Source organism: Mycobacterium simiae, from assembly GCF_010727605.1.
In the GTDB taxonomy this organism is placed as follows: domain Bacteria; phylum Actinomycetota; class Actinomycetes; order Mycobacteriales; family Mycobacteriaceae; genus Mycobacterium; species Mycobacterium simiae.
The window spans coordinates 1164293-1183066 of sequence record NZ_AP022568.1 but is presented as its reverse complement, the minus strand read 5'-3'; the positions used below and the strand labels follow the sequence as shown (position 1 = coordinate 1183066).

At 65.8% G+C, this 18774-nt stretch carries 20 protein-coding genes; 8 read left to right on the top strand and 12 right to left on the bottom strand.

Annotated elements, in window-relative coordinates:
- Positions 1-12: 12 nt before the first annotated feature.
- The 7 genes from G6N33_RS05370 to G6N33_RS05340 all read right to left on the bottom strand — a co-directional run bounded on the left by G6N33_RS05370 (position 13) and on the right by G6N33_RS05340 (position 7234).
- Positions 13-642 carry a TetR/AcrR family transcriptional regulator gene (locus tag G6N33_RS05370; RefSeq protein WP_044510291.1) on the bottom strand — a complete coding sequence of 210 codons (630 nt, stop codon included), beginning with the start codon at positions 640-642 and terminating at the stop codon, positions 13-15.
- The gene (locus G6N33_RS05365) at positions 642-1559 is read right to left on the bottom strand and encodes a hydroxymethylglutaryl-CoA lyase (protein ID WP_044510293.1); all 918 of its coding nucleotides are present in this window, start codon (positions 1557-1559) and stop codon (positions 642-644) included. The genes G6N33_RS05370 and G6N33_RS05365 overlap by 1 nt, the downstream gene beginning before the upstream one ends.
- Entirely contained in the window at positions 1556-2809 is a 1254-nt protein-coding gene (locus tag G6N33_RS05360; protein ID WP_044510294.1) for a CaiB/BaiF CoA transferase family protein, read from the bottom strand. The genes G6N33_RS05365 and G6N33_RS05360 overlap by 4 nt, the downstream gene beginning before the upstream one ends.
- On the bottom strand, positions 2806-3993 hold the full coding sequence (locus G6N33_RS05355; protein ID WP_044510296.1) for an alpha/beta hydrolase: 1188 nt from the start codon (positions 3991-3993) through the stop codon (positions 2806-2808). The genes G6N33_RS05360 and G6N33_RS05355 overlap by 4 nt, the downstream gene beginning before the upstream one ends.
- On the bottom strand, positions 3990-5084 hold the full coding sequence (locus tag G6N33_RS05350) for a homogentisate 1,2-dioxygenase (protein WP_044510298.1): 1095 nt from the start codon (positions 5082-5084) through the stop codon (positions 3990-3992). Before G6N33_RS05350 ends, G6N33_RS05355 begins: the two co-directional genes overlap by 4 nt.
- A 160-nt stretch (positions 5085-5244) precedes the next feature.
- Positions 5245-6213: an NADPH:quinone oxidoreductase family protein gene (locus G6N33_RS05345; protein WP_044510299.1), complete on the bottom strand. Its 969-nt coding sequence runs from the start codon at positions 6211-6213 to the stop codon at positions 5245-5247.
- 22 nt (positions 6214-6235) lie between these two features.
- A complete protein-coding gene (locus tag G6N33_RS05340; protein ID WP_044510301.1) occupies positions 6236-7234 on the bottom strand; it encodes an acrylyl-CoA reductase family protein in 999 nt (332 codons plus the stop codon).
- Positions 7235-7256: 22 nt separating this feature from the next.
- Here G6N33_RS05340 and G6N33_RS05335 point away from each other — a divergent pair, with 22 nt between their 5' ends.
- Positions 7257-8114 (top strand): oxidoreductase, encoded by an 858-nt coding sequence (locus tag G6N33_RS05335; protein WP_044510303.1) that lies wholly within the window; start codon positions 7257-7259, stop codon positions 8112-8114.
- Positions 8115-8158: 44 nt separating this feature from the next.
- On the opposite strand, the gene G6N33_RS05330 is transcribed toward G6N33_RS05335, so the two are convergent.
- From G6N33_RS05330 to G6N33_RS05315, 4 genes are all read right to left on the bottom strand, one after another.
- On the bottom strand, positions 8159-9367 hold the full coding sequence (locus tag G6N33_RS05330; RefSeq protein WP_044510305.1) for an acyl-CoA dehydrogenase family protein: 1209 nt from the start codon (positions 9365-9367) through the stop codon (positions 8159-8161).
- A gap of 24 nt (positions 9368-9391) precedes the next feature.
- Entirely contained in the window at positions 9392-10789 is a 1398-nt protein-coding gene (locus tag G6N33_RS05325; protein WP_044510306.1) for an acyl-CoA dehydrogenase family protein, read from the bottom strand.
- 77 nt (positions 10790-10866) lie between these two features.
- A complete protein-coding gene (hisN, locus tag G6N33_RS05320) occupies positions 10867-11649 on the bottom strand; it encodes a histidinol-phosphatase (RefSeq protein WP_044510308.1) in 783 nt (260 codons plus the stop codon).
- A gap of 178 nt (positions 11650-11827) precedes the next feature.
- The gene (locus G6N33_RS05315) at positions 11828-12256 is read right to left on the bottom strand and encodes a pyridoxamine 5'-phosphate oxidase family protein (protein WP_044510309.1); all 429 of its coding nucleotides are present in this window, start codon (positions 12254-12256) and stop codon (positions 11828-11830) included.
- A gap of 117 nt (positions 12257-12373) precedes the next feature.
- Here G6N33_RS05315 and G6N33_RS05310 point away from each other — a divergent pair, with 117 nt between their 5' ends.
- Positions 12374-12712: a hypothetical protein gene (locus G6N33_RS05310; protein WP_044510311.1), complete on the top strand. Its 339-nt coding sequence runs from the start codon at positions 12374-12376 to the stop codon at positions 12710-12712.
- A gap of 50 nt (positions 12713-12762) precedes the next feature.
- Positions 12763-12966, top strand: a complete 204-nt coding sequence (locus G6N33_RS05305; protein WP_044510313.1) for a hypothetical protein — start codon at positions 12763-12765, stop codon at positions 12964-12966.
- Positions 12967-12994: 28 nt separating this feature from the next.
- Here the strand turns inward: G6N33_RS05305 and G6N33_RS05300 are convergent, their stop codons facing one another.
- The gene (locus tag G6N33_RS05300) at positions 12995-14356 is read right to left on the bottom strand and encodes an FAD-dependent oxidoreductase (protein ID WP_044510315.1); all 1362 of its coding nucleotides are present in this window, start codon (positions 14354-14356) and stop codon (positions 12995-12997) included.
- 185 nt (positions 14357-14541) lie between these two features.
- Between G6N33_RS05300 and prfB the strand changes: the two genes are divergently transcribed.
- Genes prfB through ftsX form a run of 5 tightly spaced genes read left to right on the top strand, consistent with a single transcriptional unit; the run spans position 14542 to position 18736 of the window.
- Positions 14542-15660, top strand: coding sequence for a peptide chain release factor 2 (gene prfB / locus G6N33_RS05295; protein ID WP_044510317.1), 1119 nt, complete (start codon positions 14542-14544; stop codon positions 15658-15660).
- Positions 15650-16636, top strand: a complete 987-nt coding sequence (locus tag G6N33_RS05290) for a mechanosensitive ion channel family protein (protein ID WP_044510319.1) — start codon at positions 15650-15652, stop codon at positions 16634-16636. Before prfB ends, G6N33_RS05290 begins: the two co-directional genes overlap by 11 nt.
- On the top strand, positions 16633-17109 hold the full coding sequence (locus G6N33_RS05285; protein WP_101528834.1) for a hypothetical protein: 477 nt from the start codon (positions 16633-16635) through the stop codon (positions 17107-17109). The genes G6N33_RS05290 and G6N33_RS05285 overlap by 4 nt, the downstream gene beginning before the upstream one ends.
- Before the next feature lie 44 nt (positions 17110-17153).
- Positions 17154-17843 (top strand): cell division ATP-binding protein FtsE, encoded by a 690-nt coding sequence (ftsE, locus tag G6N33_RS05280; protein ID WP_044512967.1) that lies wholly within the window; start codon positions 17154-17156, stop codon positions 17841-17843.
- Positions 17843-18736 (top strand): permease-like cell division protein FtsX, encoded by an 894-nt coding sequence (ftsX, locus tag G6N33_RS05275; protein ID WP_061558688.1) that lies wholly within the window; start codon positions 17843-17845, stop codon positions 18734-18736. Before ftsE ends, ftsX begins: the two co-directional genes overlap by 1 nt.
- The last annotated feature ends 38 nt before the right edge of the window (positions 18737-18774 follow it).

Genomic DNA, 18774 nt, shown 5'->3' with positions numbered 1-18774 from the left:
GCGATCTCGCGGTTATGCGCCATAGAGCGTCTTCTTCCACACCGTCGACAAGGTAGCGATGGCGTCCTCATCGCTGATTTGAATTCCGAGTCCGGACTGGCCGACGAAGACGGTGGTGAAGTTCTCGAACAGCAGCGCGATGGCCGCGGCCGTGTGCTGCGGGTTGAGTTCAGCGCCGTAGCCTTGCTCCTGGGCGCGCCGCACGGACGCGGCGACGATGTCCATCCCGAACCGCCGAAACTCGTTTTGCACGCCCGCGAACCGCTGCTGGGTGGTGGCCAGTTGGGCGACCGCAATCATGATGCCGATGTTCTGCTTGAAGATGTTCCAGTAGCCGCTGACCACCGAGCGGAAGAAGGCGTCGTCCTGCGGCGACTCCGGCAGCGGCACACTCAAGCCCGATGGCGTCACTACATCGCGCAGGAACGACTCCGCCAGTGCGGCCAGCAAATCTTCCTTGTCGACGAAGTACCGGTAGAACACCGCGGGTGACTTGCCCGCCGCCGAGGTGATGTCGGCAAGCGTCGTGCCGTGAAAACCGCGTTCGGCAAACAACTTTCGCGCCGCTTGTTCGATGGCCTGGCGGGTCTGCCGGCCCTTGGAGGTCAGCGCCCGCGAAGAGCCGGGCGCGGGCGCGCTCATCAATTTCTGATCCGGTCGCCGGCGCGCAGCAGTGCACCCGGCAAGTCATGGCCGACAGCCAATTTCGCGACTTCGGCGGCCGCGATCGCGGCCTGCAGGTCGACGTCGACGGTGAACCCGCTGTCAGTGAGCAGGTAGACCAGATCCTCGGTGGCAATGTTGCCGGTGGCGCCCGGTGCGAACGGACAACCACCCAGTCCGCCCACGGAGGCGTCCAGTCGGGTCACCCCGGCGGTGACCGCCGCATACGCGCTGGCCAATCCCGCGCCGCGGGTGTTGTGAAGGTGTGCCCCCAAGGGCAGGTTGCCGATCACCGGAAGGAGTTGGGCGATAAGCGAGTTCACCCGGCCGGGGGTGGTGGTGCCGATGGTGTCGGCGATCGAGAGGCGATCAACGCCGCGGTCACGGGCGGCCGCGGCGATCTCTACGACCCGCTGCGGCGGGGTGGGGCCTTCGAACGGCGAGTCCCACGCGGTGGCGACGATGACCTCGACGGTGACAGGAAAGCCTGGGCTGCCGTGCGCGATGGCGACGATCTCGTCGATCTGCGCAGTCGCCTCCGCGGTGGTGCGCCCGACGTTGGCCGTGCTGAATGCGTCGTCGGCGGCTACGACGTATTCGATCGAGCGCAATCCCGCGGCAACGGCGCGCTTGGCGCCGTTGGGACTGGCGACTAGCGCGGAGAATTCGATGGCGGGGTAGTTATGCAGGTGTGCGGCGAGCTCGGCGGCGTCGGCCATCGACGGCACCTTGGTGGGAGAGACGAAGGCGGTTGCCTCCACCTCCCGCACGCCGGTGGCGGCCACGGCCGCAAGCAGTTCCAGCTTGGCCGACAAGGGAATCGGCTTTTCGATCTGCAACCCGTCGCGCAGCCCGACCTCGCGGATGACGACGTGGGTGTTCGCGGTTTGGGTCATAGCACCCCCTCGGCGTGCAACTGCTCGAGCTGTACGGTCGTCTTGCCCAGCAAGCCGATGTAGACGTCGTCGTTGTGCTGTCCGGGGCGGGCCGGACCGGCATGGCGGACGGTTCCCGGTGACTCCGAAAGCAACGGAACGACGCCGGGGCCAAGGACATTGCGTTCCAGGCGTTGGTCGTAGTGTTCGACCAGCATGCCGCGCGCGCGCAGCTGCGGATCGTTGACGACCTCCGCGACGGTGTTGATCGGGCCCGCGATAACGCCTGCGGCGCTGAGGGTTTCGACGATGTCAGCCGGTTGCCGCTCGGCCGCCCAGGCGCCGATGATCTTGTCGAGCTCGTCTTGGTTGCGGCCGCGGGCGACGTGAGTGGCGAACCGGTCGTCGGTGGACAGCTCCGGGCGATCCATCGCCGCGCACAGCCGGGTGAATACGGTGTCCTGGTTGGCCGCGATCACCACCCAGGAACCGTCGGCGCTGCGGTAGATGTTGGACGGCGCGATACCATCCAGTCGGGTGCCCGACGGTCCGCGTATCACGCCGCCGACGTCGTAGTCGGGAATGGTGGATTCCTGGATGGCCAAACATGCTTCGGTCAGCGCGACGTCGACGACCTGTCCCCGGCCGGTGACGCTGCGGCGGTACAGCGCGGCCATCGCGCCCTGGGCGCCGAACATGCCGGCCAGGGTGTCGCCCAGGGACAGAGCCAGTCGCGGCGGGGGGCCGCCGGGAAAACCGTTGAGGTGCCGCAGCCCACTGGCGGCCTCGGCCACCGAGGCGTAACCGGCCTTGTGCGCGTCGGGCCCGGTCTGCCCGTAGCCGGATACCCGGACCAGGATGATGGCTGGGTTGCGGGCGCTGAGCAGGTCGTAGCCCAGGCCCCACTTTTCCAGCGTGCCGGGGCGGAAGTTCTCCACCACGATGTCGGATTTCTCGATGAGCTCAAGGAATAGCTCGCGGCCGTGGGGACGGCGCAAGTCGAGCGTGATCGCCTTTTTGTTGCGTGCGGCCACAGTCCAGAACACGTGGTGCCCGTTGTGTTCGGCTTGCCCCCAGTGGCGCAACGGATCCGGCGCGTCCGGGGGTTCGATCTTGATGACCTCGGCGCCCATATCGGCAAGCTGACGGCCGGCGAAGGGGCCGGCGATCAGGGTGCCGAGCTCGAGCACCCGGATACCGTCTAGCGGCCCGGCCACGTCGGTGCGCCGCCCGTTGGCCGCGTCGTCGCCGGCGGAGGTCGCGGAGGTCATTGCGCGCTCGCGAAATCGTGCCGCACCAGCCAGTCGGTGACGATGTCGACGGCTCGGCGCAGCTTGTCGCGCTGGTCTGGCCCGGCGTAATAGTGTGTGGCACCGGGGATCTCGTACATCTCCTTATCGGGGTGCCCGATCGCTTCGAACAGTCGGCGGGTATGGCTGGGAGTGCAGGCGTCGTCGGCCAGGTTACCGATCACCAGCGCGGGAATAGCCATGTCGCGCCCGCACTGGATGCCGTCGCCGCGTGCCTCGTCGTAGCTCCACTGCGACAGCCAGCCGCGCAGTGTCGAGAACCGGGCCAGGCCGACGGGGCCCATGTTCACCACCCGGGGGTCGCCGAGGTAGCACGTTCCGGGGGTGCGTTCGTTGGGGTCGACGGTGGGATCCAGCCACCGCGGGTCGGCCATCGTGCCGTGCACGACGAATCCGAACTCGTCATCGGGACGGCCCTGCGCGCTCAATTCAGCCAGTTTCTCTTTGACCCATGCGGTGATCCGGCGGTTGCGATCGATCTGCGCTTGACGGTACCGGTCCAAAAATTCCAGGGTGTACGGCGGCTGGTTCGGGTTGCCGGGGTTGTACAGATCCAGCTCGGGATCGCGCTTGGTGGGATCGGACTCGTCGAGGATGGACGCGTCAAGCCATTCGGTCAGCGTGCCGTGCCGGCTGATGTGGGCGGCCAGCAGCATGATGCCGTCGGCGGCGGGCAGCTCCAGCTTGGTGAGGTCCGGGCCGTCGCCGGTCGGGCTCGATGTGATCGTCGCGTGCTGCGCCTGCTGCTGGTAGAACAGCGACAGCGAACCGCCGCCACTCCACCCGGCCAGCACGACCTTGCGGTAGCCCAGCCGGTTCTTGGCGTCCTTGATGCACTCGCCGAGATCCTCGACCACCTTCTCCATCAGCAGTGCGGCGTCCGTACCGCGGAATCGGCTGTTGCAATAGATGACGTGGTGCCCGGCGCGCGCGAGCGCGTTGATCATCGGCAGGTAGGCGCCGCCGCCGATCGGGTGCATGAACACCAGCACGGTGTCCGACGGCTTGTCTTGGGGCTTGAGCAGATAGCTTTCCAGAACCGTGATTTCGGCCAGCCCGCCGTACACGTCGCGGGCCGTGGAATTGTTTTGGAAGGCAACCAGATACGGGATCCGGTCGTAGTCGTGTTTGACTGCCTGCGTCACGCGTGTTGTCCTAAATCGTGGGCCAGTACTTCCGGTGACGGGGCCAGCCGCCGGCGGGTGTCGATCGCGATGACCTGCCAGTCGACGCGCGAATGTTCGTCGAATTTGCGGCGTGCCCGCTCCCGCGCCCTCTCCGGAGCTCCATGGTGAACGCCTTGCGGCGCATGGGTTACCAGTCCTGGAGGCATCGGGATGCCGTAGAGCGAGCCGCCGTGGAAGAAGGCGATCTCGTCGTAGTCGACGTTGCGGTGATACCACGGTGTGCGTTCGGTGCCCGGGACGCCCTCGGCCGGCTTAGGCAGAAAGTTCATCACGTAGACGCCGGTGGCCTGCATGAACAGGTGCACGGTAGGCGGCAGGTGCACGCTGTCGGAGGTGACGACGTTGTAATCGTCGATATTGAAGGTGAAGGCGAAGTTGTCGCCGCGCCACCCTTCGACGTCGAGCGGATTGTGTTGGTAATACAGCGTTGTGGGCCCACCGACATGGACAAGCCGAACCTCGTACTCGTCGCGCCCATCGTCGTCGATCGGCGCTGGGTCGGGGATGGTCGCCTGCGACGGGTCGAAGGGGAAATGGCGGCCCAGGGCGCCCGGCGGGGGCACCCGGAATTCGTCGGTGGCCTCGACCATCAGCAGTGTGGTTTCGGTATGGGGCAGCTGCCGCCAGGTGCACGCCTTCGGCAGGTACACCCAGTCGCCGGTGCGGTAAGGCAGCGGGCCGAACTCTGTCTCCAGGATGCCGCCGCCTCGGTGTACGAAGCACAGCAGGTCGCCGTCGACATGACGGGCGAAGTACGGCATCGGCTCGGCGCGGCGGCTCAGCAGAATGCGGCAGTCGTCGTTGCTGAACATCTGCAGCGGCCCGCCGTCGGCGTCGGTGCTGTCGCTGGGTTTGAGCTCGCTGGACAGCACGTCGACCGGCCGCAGCGGGCCCACCGCACGGTAGGCGGTCGGGTCGTGGCGCCGATAGATGTTGGCCGTCCGTCCGGTGAAGCCGCCGCGCCCCAGCTCGTCGTCCTTCAGCCCGTCGAGGTCGGCGTGCAAACGGCGCGGGGTCTTACCTTTGCGCAGGTGGACGAAGGATTCCATGGTGACTCCCGAGTGCTGGAGCGGGCGCGCCGAAGCGAAAACTGAAAGTGACGTTACTTTCCCTTTTGTGGTGACACAAGGGTGGGCGGTCCGTACGGTTTTGGTCGAGGCTTAAGCCAGTGCGCTGGTTCTTGCAGACGTCTAAAGCGTCGCGGCGTGATCAGCGGATGCGCAGGACGACTTTGCCCTTGGCGGTGCGGTTTTCCATGGACGCCACCGCGGCGGCGGCTTCCGCCAACGGGTAGACCTCCGGTTGCGGAGCAGCCAACCGCCCGGAGCTGAGCAGACGCTCGAGACCGGTCCACTGCTCTTCCAGCGCGCCGGGGTGCGTCCCCGTCCAGGCGCCCCAGCCCACACCGACGACGTCGATGTTGTTTAGCAGCAACCGATTTACCTTAACGGTCGGAATCTCACCGCCGGTGAAGCCGACGACCAGCAGGCGCCCGCCGGCAGCGAGGGACCGCAGCGAATCAGTGAATCGATCACCGCCGACCGGGTCGACGACCATGTCGACGCCCCGCCCGCCGGTCAATTCCTTCACCGCGTCCTTGAAGCCGTCGGTTTGCACCACGTCCGTCGCACCCGCCGCCAGGGCGACCTGCGCCTTCGCCTCGGAGCTGACGACGGCGATGGTGCGCGCCGCGCCGAGTGCCGGCGCCAGGCGCAGCGTCGAGGTCCCGATGCCGCCGGCCGCGCCATGCACCAGCACGGTCTCGCCCTGTTGCAGGCGTCCTCGCACGGTCAACGCAAAGTAGACCGTCAGATCGTTGAACAGCAGGCCGGCGCCCGCCTCGAAGCTGACGTTGTCGGGCAGCTTGAACGCCCGCTCGGGGGACAGCACGGCCACCTCGGCCATACCGCCGGTCAGCATCGTCAGGCCGACGACCCGATCGCCGGGACCCACATGGCAGCCCTGCGGGGCCGACCGAACGACCCCGGCGATTTCCGCGCCGAGGACGAACGGCGGATCGGGCCGGTACTGGTACAGGCCCCGGGTGAGCAACGCGTCCGGGAAGGCCGCCCCAGCGGCGTGCACGTCGACAACGATTCCGTCGCCGGCGGGTTCGTCGATCTCGGCGATCTCGATCGCGTCCGGACCGTCTAGCCGTGTTACCCGTGCTGCGCGCATGGTCGATGAGCCTACTGCCAGCTCAGAATCCACCGGCGACGCGGACCACCGCGCGACCCGAGAAGGTGCCGGCGCGAAGCTGCTCCAGCACATCGACGACATCCTTGACGTCGACGTCTTTGGTCACTGCGTCCAGATGCCGCGGCTTCAGGGACTCCCCGAGCAGCGCCCACAGCTTGCGTCGCCGCGCGATCGGCATCAGCACCGAGTCCATCCCGAGCAGGGCGACCCCGCGCAGGATGAACGGCATCACCGTGGTGTGCAGGGCGGGCCCGCCGGTAAGTCCACTGGCCGCCACCGCGCCGCCGTAGTCGATGGTGCTGAGCACGTCGGCCAGCGTCGCCCCGCCGACACAGTCGACCGCACCGGCCCAGCGCGCCTTGGCCAGCGGCCGGGGCTTGGCATCGGGGTCGGCGGGCAGCCGCCCGATAACCTCCGCTGCGCCAAGCTCTTTCAGCAAGTCGACGGCCCCCTTTTTGCCGCTGGATGCGACCACGCGATAGCCGGCCGCCGCCAGCAAGTCCACGCTGATCGTGCCGACGCCGCCGGACGCGCCGGTGACGACGATCGGCCCGGCGTCGGGCGTGATGCCCCACTCGATCAGTGCTTGCACACTCATCGCGGCGGTGAAGCCAGCGGTTCCGATCGCTGCCCCGTCACGTGGACTAAGCGAGCCCAGCGCGACCACCTGGTCTGCGGGTAACCGCGCGTACTCGGCGTAGCCGCCATGGTGGCCGGTGCCGATCTGGTAGCCGTGGGCCAGCACCAAGTCGCCGACGCCGAAATCCGGTGACTGCGATTCGACGACTTCGCCGGTCAGGTCGATTCCCGGCACGACCGGATAGTCGCGCACCACGCCGCCGCCCGGCGTCAGTGCCAGTGCGTCCTTGAAGTTCGCACTGGAAAACAGAACCCGGATCGTCACATCACCGGGGGGCAGATCGGTGGGGCCGAGTGTTTCGACCGACGCGGTGATCTGATCGCCATTTTGACGGGCCACCAGTGCGTGAAATGTGTCCATATGACGAAGCTAACCTCCTCGCATGGAACGCTTTCCACTCGGTCGCTTTTCGGTCGCCCGGATTGGCTTCGGGGCCATGCAATTGCCTGGTCCCGGTGTGATGGGGCCGCCGCGCGACCATGATGAAGCGATTGCGGTGCTGCGCCGAGCCGTCGAACGCGACGTCGACCACATCGACACCGCCCAGTTCTACGGTCCCGATGTCGCCAACGAACTCATCCGCGAGGCGCTGTATCCGTACCCGCAGCACTTGGCGTTAGTGAGCAAGGTCGGTGGGCGGCGCGATGAGTCGGGTGCCTGGCTGCCCGTCCGCGAGCCCGCCGAGTTACGCCGCGATATCGAGGCGAATCTGCGGACGCTCGGGGTCGACCAACTCGCCGCCGTCAATCTGCGCCTTTTGGAGAGTGAGGGCCCCGACGAGTTGTTCGACGCACAGCTGTCGATCATGATCGAGGCCCGAGACGAGGGGTTGATCGGCGGGATCGGGTTGAGTGGCATCAACCGCGAACACCTGCTGCATGCGTTAGAGCACACCGAAATCGTATGTGTGCAAAACGCTTTCAATGTCCTCGAGCGAGAGTCGGCCGCGGTCCTGCAGGAGTGCACACGCCGCGAGATCGCCTTCGTTCCGTTCTTCCCGCTGGGGGCGGCGTTCGTGCAGCCGAACCCAGTTCTCGGTCACCAGGTGGTGCGGCGCGTCGCGCAGCGAGTCGGGCACACGCCCGCGCAGGTCGTATTGGCCTGGATGCTGGGCGTGGCGGCCAACGTGCTGCTGATCCCGGGCACCTCGTCGTTGCGCCATCTCGAAGAGAACCTCGACGTCGCGTCGATCGAGCTGGACGACGACTCCCGGCAGCAGCTGAACGCGCTCGCCGGCTAGCGCTGCCGGTCTAGCGAGGGTTATACCTTCGGCGCATCGGGGCGCTATTTGAGTTCGGCGGACGATAGGCCCAGCAGCCGCCGGGCGACCACGAGCTGCTGGATCTGCTGGGTGCCCTCGAAGATGTCCATGATCTTCGAATCACGGGCCCACTTCTCGAACAGCGTTTGCTCGGAATAGCCTGTGGTGCCGGCCAACTCGACGGCCTTGAGCGTGATGTCGGTGCCCACTCGGCCGGCCTTGGCCTTGGCCATCGATGCTTCTTTGGAATTGGGGATCTTGTTGTCGGCTTGCCAGGCCGCGCGCAGGGTCAGCTGGTAGCTGGCCTCCCAGTCGGCCTCCATCCGCAAAAACTCCGCCGCAGGGGCGCTTTGCGCGTGCGCGGGTTTGTCATAGGAAATCTCCACCCCCGCCTCGGTGAGCAGCTTGCGCAGCTCTTCCAGTGCGGCCCGGGCGATCCCGATGGCCATGCCCGCCACCACCGGGCGGGTGTTGTCGAAGGTCTCCATGACACCGGAAAAGCCTTTGCCCGGTTCGATCTCGGGATTGCCTAACAAGTTGTCCTTTGGTATCCGCACATTGTCGAAGCGGATCACCGCCGTGTCAGAGCCCTTGATGCCGAGCTTTTTCTCCAGCCGCTCGACGCTGACACCCGGATATTCGCGAGGCACGATGAATGACTTGATCGCGGGGCGGCCCAGCGATTTGTCCAGCGTCGCCCACACCACGATGTGGGTGGCCCGCGAACCCGCTGTGACAAAGATCTTTTCGCCGTTGATCACGTACTCGTCGCCGTCGAGCTTGGCGGTGGTGGAGACGGCGGCCGAGTCGGATCCGAAGCTCGGTTCGGTAATGGCCATCGCCGCCCACACCCGGCCGAGCCGCTTGAGTTGCTCGTCGGTGGCCACGCCGCTGATTGCCGCGTTGCCCAGGCCCTGATAGGGCATCGACAGCATCATCGCCGCGTCACCCCAGCTGGCCTCCATGGTCTGCAGCACGGCCGCCATGTTGGAGCCGTTGCGGTTTTCTTCTTTGCTTTCGCTGCTGCGGAACGCCTCGGCCCCGGCCAGCCCCACCGCGTTGGACGCGGCGGCCCCTTCGAACAAGCTGGCCAGGGTGTCCAGTTCGACCGGATAGGCGTGCTCGTGCTCGTCGTACTTGCGTGCGATCGGGCGCATCATTTCCGCGGCGCCCTGATGCGCCTTGTCGATAACTGCTTGCATCTTGCGGGGAAGTTCCAAATTGATTGCCATGACAGGTCTTTCGCTAGTGAGTAGCTAAATGACGACAACACCCTCGGCGACACCGATGGCCCGCAGGTCGCGGTACCAGCGTTCGACGGGATGTTCTTTCGTGTAGCCGTGACCGCCGAGCAGTTGCACGCCGTCCAGTCCGATCTGCATGGCCTTGTCGGCACCCAGGCGCTTGGCCAGCGCCGCTTCGCGGACGAACGGCAGCCCTTGCTCGGCCCGGGCAGCGCCGCGCCAGGTGATCAACCGCAGCCCGTCCAGCTCGATGGCGATGTTGGCGCACATGAACGCCACCGCTTGCCGCCGGGCAATGGGTTCGCCGAACGCCTCGCGTTCCTTGACGTACGGGACGGCGTAGTCGAGGACCGCGTGCGAGGTGCCGACGGCCAGGGCGGCCCAGCCCAGCCGGGACAGCGCAATGGCTTCGGAGTAGTCCTCATCGGTGGCCTCGTCCTCGCCGAGCCGGGCATGCAGTGGCACCGAGACGCCGGACAGCTCCAGCTGGCCGAGGGCGGCGGCGCGGATGCCCATGCTCGGATCCGGTTTGACGGTAAGGCCTTTGGCGGACGATTCGACGATGAACAACGCCGGCTTGCCGTTGAGTTGTGCGCCGACGATGAACAGCTCGGCCTCGGCAGCGGCCGGGACCAACGACTTCACACCGTCTAGGCGGTAGCCGCTCGGCGTGCGCACCGCGGTGGTCTTCAATTGGGTGGGGTCGAATAACGGTTGCGGCTCAGCGATGGCCACGCAGGCCTGCGGCACGTTGTCCCCGGCGAACTCGGGCAGATAGGTGGCCTGTTGATCGGCGCTGCCCCAGTGGGTCAATGCCGACGCGACGCCGCCCGGCGCCAGGATCGGCAGTGCTAATCCCATGTCGCCGTAGGCCAGTGCCTCGGCGACCAGGACATTGGTCACGCTCGACCGGTGCGCGGCGATGCCTTCGAAGTCCTCGGGGATGTTGATCGCGGTGATGCCCAGTTCCGCGGCCTTGGCGATCAGGTCGCGAGGGTAGCTCGCCGCCTCGTCCGCCTCGGGCGCCGCGGGGCGAAGCACCTCCTCGGCGAATTCGTCGAGGGTTTCGACGATCATCTTCTGTTCGTCGTCGGGCCTCAGGTCGTAGTAGTCCTTGCCGCTCGACTTGAGCCGGGTGGGCTTGCTGCGGATGCTCTTCACCGCCTTGAACTGCCGGGATGCGGCACCGGCGGTCGAGAAGAGGGTCTTGGTGCCGTAGCGCAGGCTCTCATTGAGCGGATCGCGCAGGTGGTATCTGTCCAGGAATTCTTGGCCGACGAGCGGGGTGAGCAAGGCCAAGGCGATGTCGATGCCGGTGCGTTTGTGCGGTTGCATCCCGACGCCGGTTTTGCGGCCGCGCCGTTTGCCGCGCGGGCGGGAGGTACGGGGACCGGAGAGAATTTCCGTCATTTGAGCAGCCTCGGTAGTTGGGGCATTGCCGACAGAAGGCTATCTTACTCCGGAGTAAGATAATGTGTAGTTGTTAGCTAATTCACACCCAGGCTGTCTAGGACACGGTCGTGGAGCAGGCCGTTTGTCGCCACGGCGCTGCCTTGGTGCGGGCCCGCGACGCCGTCCAGGCCGGTGAACTTGCCGCCGGCCTCGCGCACCAGGACGTCGAGTGCCGCGAGGTCCCACGCCGATACCTCCGGCTCGGCCGCGATGTCGACGGCGCCCTCGGCGAGCAGACAGTAGGAGAAAAAATCGCCGTAGGCGCGTACCCGCCAGACCGCGTCGGTCAGTCCGATGAAGCGTTCCCGCAGACCGCGTTCGGCCCACCCGGACAGACTGGAGAAAGACAAGCTCGCCGAATTCAGTTCTGCCACTGAGGAAACCGACAACGATCGAGGCGGCGCACCGTCAACGGAGACGAAGGCGCCCTGGTCGCGCGCCGCCCACCAGCGGCGCTGCAGCCCCGGCGCACTCACCACCCCGACGGTGGGAACCCCGTCTTCGAGCAGGGCGATCAAGCTGGCCCAAACCGGTACCCCGCGCACGAAGTTCTTGGTGCCATCGATGGGGTCGATAATCCATTGCCGCCCGGTGAATGTCGCGGTTCCGCCGAATTCCTCGCCGACGACGCTGTCATCGGCGCGCTCCCGCCCGAGCACCTGGCGCAGCTCGGTCTCCACCGCCCGATCGGCGTCGGTGACCGGCGTCAGATCCGGCTTGGTGTCGATGCGCAAATCCAGCGCACCGAATCGGTCGCGGGTCACGGTGTCCGCACGGTCGGCAAGCGCGATCGCTAGCGCGAGGTCGTCCTGGGCCATGCCAGCAGTCCTATCACGGCGCGCTCAGCCGCTGTGGTTCACGTTGTCGAGCACGTTTCGCAATGCCTCCGCGTTGCGCAGGGCGGGGTGATGATGTCGACTGCAAGCGCAAACTTCGCGGTGACCCGGATTCCCGATCTTGCTGGCCGAGCGAAACGTCGGGCGGACCCGATCAAAGTCAGGCGAAGGTTGCGTGCGGGTCCGGCTCCGGGCCAAAGGTGAAGTGGCGTCCGGTGATGTCGGAGGGGGTCACCCGCACGTAATGCTTCTTGGCGGTCGCGGTCCAGGGCATCAGTTCGGCGCGTTCGGCTTCGTCGATTTCCGCCGCGGTGCGCAGCAGTCGTGCGCGGCCCCGCACGATCACACTCCAGCCCTCGGCGACGTCGTGGTCGTCGGCCTCGAACAACACCACATTGCTTGCCACAGCGGAAAACAATTTGGTGCCCTCGGCGGTGCGGAACAGCACGGTTCGGTCCTGCACCGCATAGTTCACCGGGAAAATCTCGGGCTCACCAGCGAAGCTTGTCACGAGCCGGCCCAGGCCGACACCGCCCAACCGGCGCCAGCTCTCGTCCTCGGACAAAACGACTGCAGGTTCGTCAGTCATCGACCGCACCCTTCTCGCGCACCGTTTTCCGCCGACCTCGACGCTACGGCGAAACGCGCTCTGGCAGTAGGGTCCTAGGTCAACTCGGCCGGACCACCGGCGGCCTACCATGGCGGCGTGTGGGAATTCGGTTTGCTGATCCTCCTCGTTGCAGTCCTGGGCATGCTGCTTGCTCAACGCTTCATCCCGCGCGGCCCCCGCGGTGAGCAGCTCAGCGGCACCCTGCTGGTGACCGGGGTGAGCCCGCGACCTGATGCCACCGGCGAGCAATACGTCACAATCACCGGCGTCATCAACGGACCCACCGTCAACGAGCACCCCGTGTACTGGCGGATGGCGGTCGACGTCGACGACTGGCCGACGATGGGCCAATTGCATGCGGTCGTGTATTCGCCGAAGAACCCGGACAACTGGAGGTTCGCCCCGCCTGAACCGCCCGAACCGGCGGCGGGGTAGCCGACGAAACGTTTGCTTGCATTATCGATCCCGACTGGCATTCTTTAGCCATGGCAGGCAAAGACATCGACCCGATCCGGGCGAAGAGCGCACTCGAAGTGATCAGGCAGCACCCGGTGCTGGTGCTGTTCGCGGTTTCGCCCGCCCTCGCAGTGTTGGGCGTGATCTGGTGGCTGGCCGGCGCGGGATGGGCGGTGGCCGCGGCGATCCTGATGCTCCTGGCCGGTGCCGGCCTCGTCGTCGTCAGGCGCTAAATGAGGCTGGGCCGCAACGGAATTAGGGTCAGCCGCGGCCGATGCGCAACAAGTCCGCAAGGTTTGGCAATTTGACGCGCGGACGCCCGTGCGGCTCGCCGGCGGCGCGCTCGTGTGCGTCGATGACGTCCCAATGGGCCGAGGTAATCAGCTGCGGCTGCCGTGAAGCCAGCCATTCGGCGAGCTTATCGGCGTGGTCGTCGGGGAATTCGGACAGCTCGGTTGTGCCGGTCAAATCGGCGATGAGGGAGTCGACGGTGTCCTGAGAATCCTTTTTGTTGGTGCCGATCACGCCGGTCGGTCCCCGCTTGATCCAGCCGACGACGTATTCGTTGCGGCTGCCCGCCACCCGGCCGTCGGTGTTCGGGATGGTCGCGCTGTTGTCGTCGAACGGCAGCCCCGGCGTAGGCACGCCGCGATACCCGACCGAGCGCACCACGAGCTGAACGGGTAGTTCCTCGCGCTCCCCGGTGTCCTTGGCCAAGACGCGTCCGCTCGAGTCGGTGACCAATTCGTTGCGGCCCAGCACGATTGCCTCGACGCGGTCCTTGCCTTTGATCTCGATGGGGGAGGTCAAGAATCGGAATACCATCCGACGATGCCCGGGGCGTGGTGGGCGGGCCGCGTAGTCACGCAGCACCTTGATGTTCTGCTTGGTGGTCTTTCCGGCGGCCTCGGCGTCTTCGTCGCTAATGCCTTCCAACGCGGCCGGATCGACGATGACATCCACGCCTTCCAGGTCGGCCAGCTCACGCAACTCCAGCGTGGTGAACGCGGTCTGCAGCGGCCCGCGCCGGCCAACGATGACGACTTCTTCTACACCACGCGGGCGCAACGATTTCAGAGCGTGGTCGGCGATGTCGGTGACGGCGAGCGCGTCGGGATCGGTGACCAGGATGCGCGCGACGTCCAGCGCGACGTTGCCGTTGCCGATCACCACGGCCCGGGCGCCCGACAGATCGGGGGAAATTTCCGCGAAGTTGGGGTGCGCGTTGTACCAGCCCACGAAGTCGACGGCGGCGACGCTGCCGGGCAGGTCCTCACCGGGGATGTTGAGGGGCCGGTCGGACTGCGCCCCGACCGCGTAGATCACCGCGTCGTAGTGCTCGGCCAGTTCCGCGGCCTCGACATGCTCGCCGACGACCACGTTGCCGAAGAAACGAAAGCGAGGATCACCGGCGATCTTCTCGAACTGCTTGCTGATCGACTTGATCTTGGGGTGGTCGGGCGCGACGCCGGAACGCACCAGCCCCCACGGCGTCGGCAACATTTCGAGCATGTCGACGGCAACGTCGAACTCGTCGGACGAGTCGGCCGCTTTCAGCAAAGACGCTGCGGCGAAGAATCCCGACGGGCCAGACCCGACGATCGCGACATGAAATGGACGCATAACCAACCCTTCTGTTCATGCCCGGCTGCGACGCAAGGGCTGAAATCGGGCTGGGCGTCGCAGTTGCGGGCGCACATGGATGGTGGACTCGATGCTAGACGCTGAACCCCGGCAGATGGTTGAAGTGCCGCAGGTCGCCACCTGAACAATCGCCGCAAACCGGGGCGCCGGTAACGTGGTCGGCTGTGGAACCCGACCGTCAAGCCGATCTCGCCGCCCTCGACTCTGCCCTTACCACGGTGGAGAGGGTGCTCGATGTCGACGGTCTGCGCAGCCGCATCGAGAAGCTCGAGCAGGAGGCGTCCGATCCGAAACTGTGGGACGACCAGGCCAACGCGCAGCGGGTGACCAGCGAATTGTCCCATGCCCAGGGAGAGCTGCGACGCATCGAGCAGCTGCGACAAAGGGTCGACGACCTGCCGGTGCTCTACGAGCTGGCGGCAGAGGAGGGTTCGGACGAAGAGGGGGCCGACGCGCTGGCGGAGGCCGACGCTGAGCTCAAGGCGCTGCGCGCCGACATCGAAGCCGCCGAGGTGCGCACCTTGCTGTCCGGAGAGTACGACGAGCGCGAGGCCCTGGTGACCATCCGATCCGGCGCGGGTGGGGTGGACGCCGCGGACTGGGCCGAGATGCTGATGCGGATGTATATCCGCTGGGCCGAGCAACACAATTACAATGTCGAGGTCTTCGACACGTCGTATGCCGAGGAAGCCGGTATCAAGAGTGCCACGTTTGCCGTGCACGCCCCGTTCGCCTACGGCACCTTGTCGGTGGAGCAGGGCACGCATCGGCTGGTCCGGATCAGCCCGTTCGACAACCAAAGTCGGCGTCAGACCTCGTTCGCCGAAGTCGAGGTGTTGCCGGTGGTGGACACCACCGATCACATCGACATTCCCGAAGGTGACGTGCGGGTCGACGTCTATCGGTCCAGCGGTCCGGGCGGCCAGTCGGTGAACACCACCGACTCCGCGGTACGTTTGACCCACATCCCAACGGGTATCGTCGTGACTTGCCAGAACGAGAAGTCGCAATTGCAGAACAAGGTTTCGGCGATGCGGGTGTTGCAGGCAAAGCTGTTGGAGCGCAAGCGTTTAGAAGAGCGTGCGGAGCTGGACGCGCTGAAAGGGGAGGGCGGCAGCTCCTGGGGTAACCAGATGCGCTCCTATGTATTGCACCCGTATCAGATGGTCAAGGATCTGCGGACCGAGTACGAGGTCGGCAATCCGGCGGCCGTTCTTGACGGAGACATCGACGGATTCCTCGAAGCAGGCATCCGGTGGCGCAATCGAAAAGATGACAACTAACACCACCTTTATCGCCTCAACCACGGCGCTGGGCTGGCACGACTTCTGGCGCGGTGACATAGGGCAATGGATCATCACCCGCGGTTTGCGGATCGGAATGGTGCTAATCGGCGCGGTGCTGGCCGCCCGCTTCGTCAACTGGGTGGCCCAGCAGGTGACCCGGCAGCTCGACGTGGGCTTCGCCGAGAGCGACGCGCTGGTGCGCTCGGAGGCCACCAAGCACCGTCAGGCGGTCGCATCGGTCATCTCTTGGGTGTCGGTCGTCATCATCGGCATCTGGGTGATGCTCCAGATCGCCGACATCCTGAGGTTTTCGGTGGGCGGGCTGGTCGCGCCCGCCACGGTAGTGGGCGCGGCGCTGGGTTTCGGCGCCCAGCAGTTGGTGAGGGACTTGCTGTCCGGTTTCTTCATTCTGGTGGAGAAGCAGTACGGGTTCGGTGACCTGGTCACCCTCACCGTCGTTTCGTCGACGGAGGCCAGCGGCACGGTCGAGAACGTGACGTTGCGGGTGACCCGATTGCGCTCGGCGGATGGCGAGGTGTTGACGATTCCCAACGGGCAGATCGTCAAGGTGGTCAACCTGTCCAAGGATTGGGCACGCGCGGTCGTGGACATTCCGGTGTCGACCAACGCCGACCTGAATCAGGTCAACGACGTCCTGCACCAGGAATGCGACCGTGCGATGGACAACCCGGTGCTGGGCGAGTTGTTGCTTGATCCGCCGACCGTGATGGGCGTGGAAAGCATTGGGGTCGATACCGTCACCCTGCGGGTGGTGGCCCGTACGTTGCCGGGCAAGCAGTTCGAGGTCGGCCGGCAGCTGCGTGTGTTGGTGATCCGGGCACTGGCCCGCGTCGGGATCGTCACCGCCGCCGACGCGAAGATCGGCCTGGTTGACGGCCCGGGTGTTGAGGTCGCCGCAGCTCAAGCCCAAGCGCAAGGCGAGGCGGACAGCACGGCGGTGCAGCGCGGGTGAAGTTCACCGTGAGCCTCTTCGAGAAGCGCAACGAGGATAAGCAGCGGCGCTGGAGTCACCTCTTCGGCGGACGGGTGCGCACGTCGACGCTGGTGTTGATTGTGGCGTTCCTGGCCATGTGGTGGGTCTACGACGCCTACCGCCCGGAGCCGGCCAAACCGCCGCCGCCTCCGCAGGTGGTGCCACCCGGCTTTTTGCCCGACCCCAACTACACCTGGGTGCCCCGCACCCGGGTCGACGCGCCCCGCCCGGCGACGCCGACGTTCGTGCCGACGCCGACGACGACGGTCCCGCCCAGTCCCACCACCACCGTGCCGCCGCCACCAACAACGACGGCACCGCCGCCGTTCCAGCTGCCGTGCTTGCTGCCGCCGCCGTTCTGTCCGCCCAGCTCAAGTACCACGCCGCCGCCGCCACAGCAACCGGTACCGGGTCCGGGCCCGGCGCCGAGCACGCCGCCACCGGCGAGCTGATCTTCGCGTCGCAGCGAAATTCACCGCTACACTGGCGTGCCGTGATGATCACCCTTGACCATGTCAGCAAGAAGTACAAAGCGTCGGCGCGTCCGGCGCTGGAGGACGTGAACGTCAAAATCGACAAGGGTGAATTCGTCTTCCTGATCGGCCCGTCGGGATCGGGCAAGTCGACGTTCATGCGGTTGTTGCTGGCGGCGGAGACACCGACCAGCGGCGACGTGCGGGTGTCGAAGTTCCACGTCAACAAGCTGCCTGGGCGGCACGTGCCGAAGCTGCGTCAGGTGATCGGCTGTGTCTTCCAAGACTTTCGTCTGCTGCAGCAAAAGACGGTGTATGAGAACGTCGCCTTCGCCCTCGAGGTCATCGGTAAACGCTCCGATCAGATCAACCGGGTGGTGCCCGAGGTGCTCGAGACGGTCGGCCTGTCGGGCAAAGCCAACCGGCTGCCCAACGAGCTGTCCGGTGGTGAGCAGCAGCGGGTGGCGATTGCCCGCGCGTTCGTCAACCGGCCGCTGGTCCTGCTGGCCGACGAGCCGACCGGAAACCTTGACCCGGACACCAGCAACGACATCATGGATCTGCTTGAGCGGATCAATCGGACCGGGACGACCGTGCTGATGGCGACCCATGACCACCACATCGTCGACTCGATGCGCCAGCGCGTCGTCGAGCTGTCGCTGGGCCGGCTGGTTCGTGACGAACAGCGCGGCGTCTACGGGATGGATCGCTAGTGCGCTTCGGCTTCCTGCTCAATGAGGTTCTGACCGGGCTTCGCCGCAACGTCACCATGACGGTGGCCATGATCCTGACGACCGCGATCTCGGTCGGCCTGTTCGGCGGCGGTCTGCTGGTCGTCCGGTTGGCCGAGCACTCGCGCGCCATCTACCTCGACCGGGTCGAGACGCAGGTGTTCCTCACCGAGGACGTCTCCGCGAATGATCCATCCTGCGGCACCAATCCGTGCAAGGCGCTGCGGGAAGCGATCGAAAAGCGACAGGACGTCAAATCGGTTCGTTTCCTCAATCGCCAAGACGCCTACGACGACGCGATCCGAAAGTTCCCGCAGTACAAGGACGTTGCCGGAAAGGATTCTTTCCCAGCCTCGTTCATCGTCAAGTTGAACAATCCCGAACAACACAAGGACTTCGACTCCGCGATGCAGGGCCAACCCGGAGTACTTTCGGTGCTCAACCAGAAGGACCTGATCGACCGGCTGTTCGCGGTGCTGGACGGCCTGAGCAGCGTAGCGTTCGCCGTGGCGTTGGTGCAGGCCGTCGGCGCAATTCTGTTGATTGCCAACATGGTCCAAGTTGCCGCCTACACACGGCGTACCGAGATCGGGATTATGCGGCTGGTGGGAGCCAGTCGCTGGTACACCCAGTTGCCATTTTTGGTGGAAGCGATGCTGGCCGCGGGTGTTGGTGTGGCGATTGCGGTCGCCGGCCTGCTCGTGGTGCGGGCGCTGTTCCTGGACAACGCGCTAAATCAGTTCTACCAAGCCAATTTGATCGCACGCGTTGACTACGCCGACATTCTTTACATCTCACCGATTTTGTTCCTGCTCGGCGTGTCGATGGCAGGGTTGACCGCATATGCGACGCTGCGCCTCTACGTACGGCGTTAGCTGTGGCCAATAAGTCCAATGCCGGCGCGACGGGTCGT

Bases quoted from the DNA above. Each gene is read 5' to 3' on its own strand.
- ftsE (WP_044512967.1), top strand. From the start codon at position 17,154: ATGATCACCCTTGACCATGTCAGCAAGAAGTACAAAGCGTCGGCGCGT.
- G6N33_RS05345 (WP_044510299.1), bottom strand. From the start codon at position 6,213: ATGCGCGCAGCACGGGTAACACGGCTAGACGGTCCGGACGCGATCGAG.
- G6N33_RS05350 (WP_044510298.1), bottom strand. From the start codon at position 5,084: ATGGAATCCTTCGTCCACCTGCGCAAAGGTAAGACCCCGCGCCGTTTG.
- G6N33_RS05300 (WP_044510315.1), bottom strand. From the start codon at position 14,356: ATGCGTCCATTTCATGTCGCGATCGTCGGGTCTGGCCCGTCGGGATTC.
- G6N33_RS05315 (WP_044510309.1), bottom strand. From the start codon at position 12,256: ATGACTGACGAACCTGCAGTCGTTTTGTCCGAGGACGAGAGCTGGCGC.
- G6N33_RS05290 (WP_044510319.1), top strand. From the start codon at position 15,650: ATGACAACTAACACCACCTTTATCGCCTCAACCACGGCGCTGGGCTGG.
- G6N33_RS05325 (WP_044510306.1), bottom strand. From the start codon at position 10,789: ATGACGGAAATTCTCTCCGGTCCCCGTACCTCCCGCCCGCGCGGCAAA.
- G6N33_RS05365 (WP_044510293.1), bottom strand. From the start codon at position 1,559: ATGACCCAAACCGCGAACACCCACGTCGTCATCCGCGAGGTCGGGCTG.
- G6N33_RS05335 (WP_044510303.1), top strand. From the start codon at position 7,257: ATGGAACGCTTTCCACTCGGTCGCTTTTCGGTCGCCCGGATTGGCTTC.
- hisN (WP_044510308.1), bottom strand. From the start codon at position 11,649: ATGGCCCAGGACGACCTCGCGCTAGCGATCGCGCTTGCCGACCGTGCG.
- G6N33_RS05330 (WP_044510305.1), bottom strand. From the start codon at position 9,367: ATGGCAATCAATTTGGAACTTCCCCGCAAGATGCAAGCAGTTATCGAC.
- G6N33_RS05370 (WP_044510291.1), bottom strand. From the start codon at position 642: ATGAGCGCGCCCGCGCCCGGCTCTTCGCGGGCGCTGACCTCCAAGGGC.
- G6N33_RS05305 (WP_044510313.1), top strand. From the start codon at position 12,763: ATGGCAGGCAAAGACATCGACCCGATCCGGGCGAAGAGCGCACTCGAA.
- G6N33_RS05360 (WP_044510294.1), bottom strand. From the start codon at position 2,809: ATGACCTCCGCGACCTCCGCCGGCGACGACGCGGCCAACGGGCGGCGC.
- G6N33_RS05340 (WP_044510301.1), bottom strand. From the start codon at position 7,234: ATGGACACATTTCACGCACTGGTGGCCCGTCAAAATGGCGATCAGATC.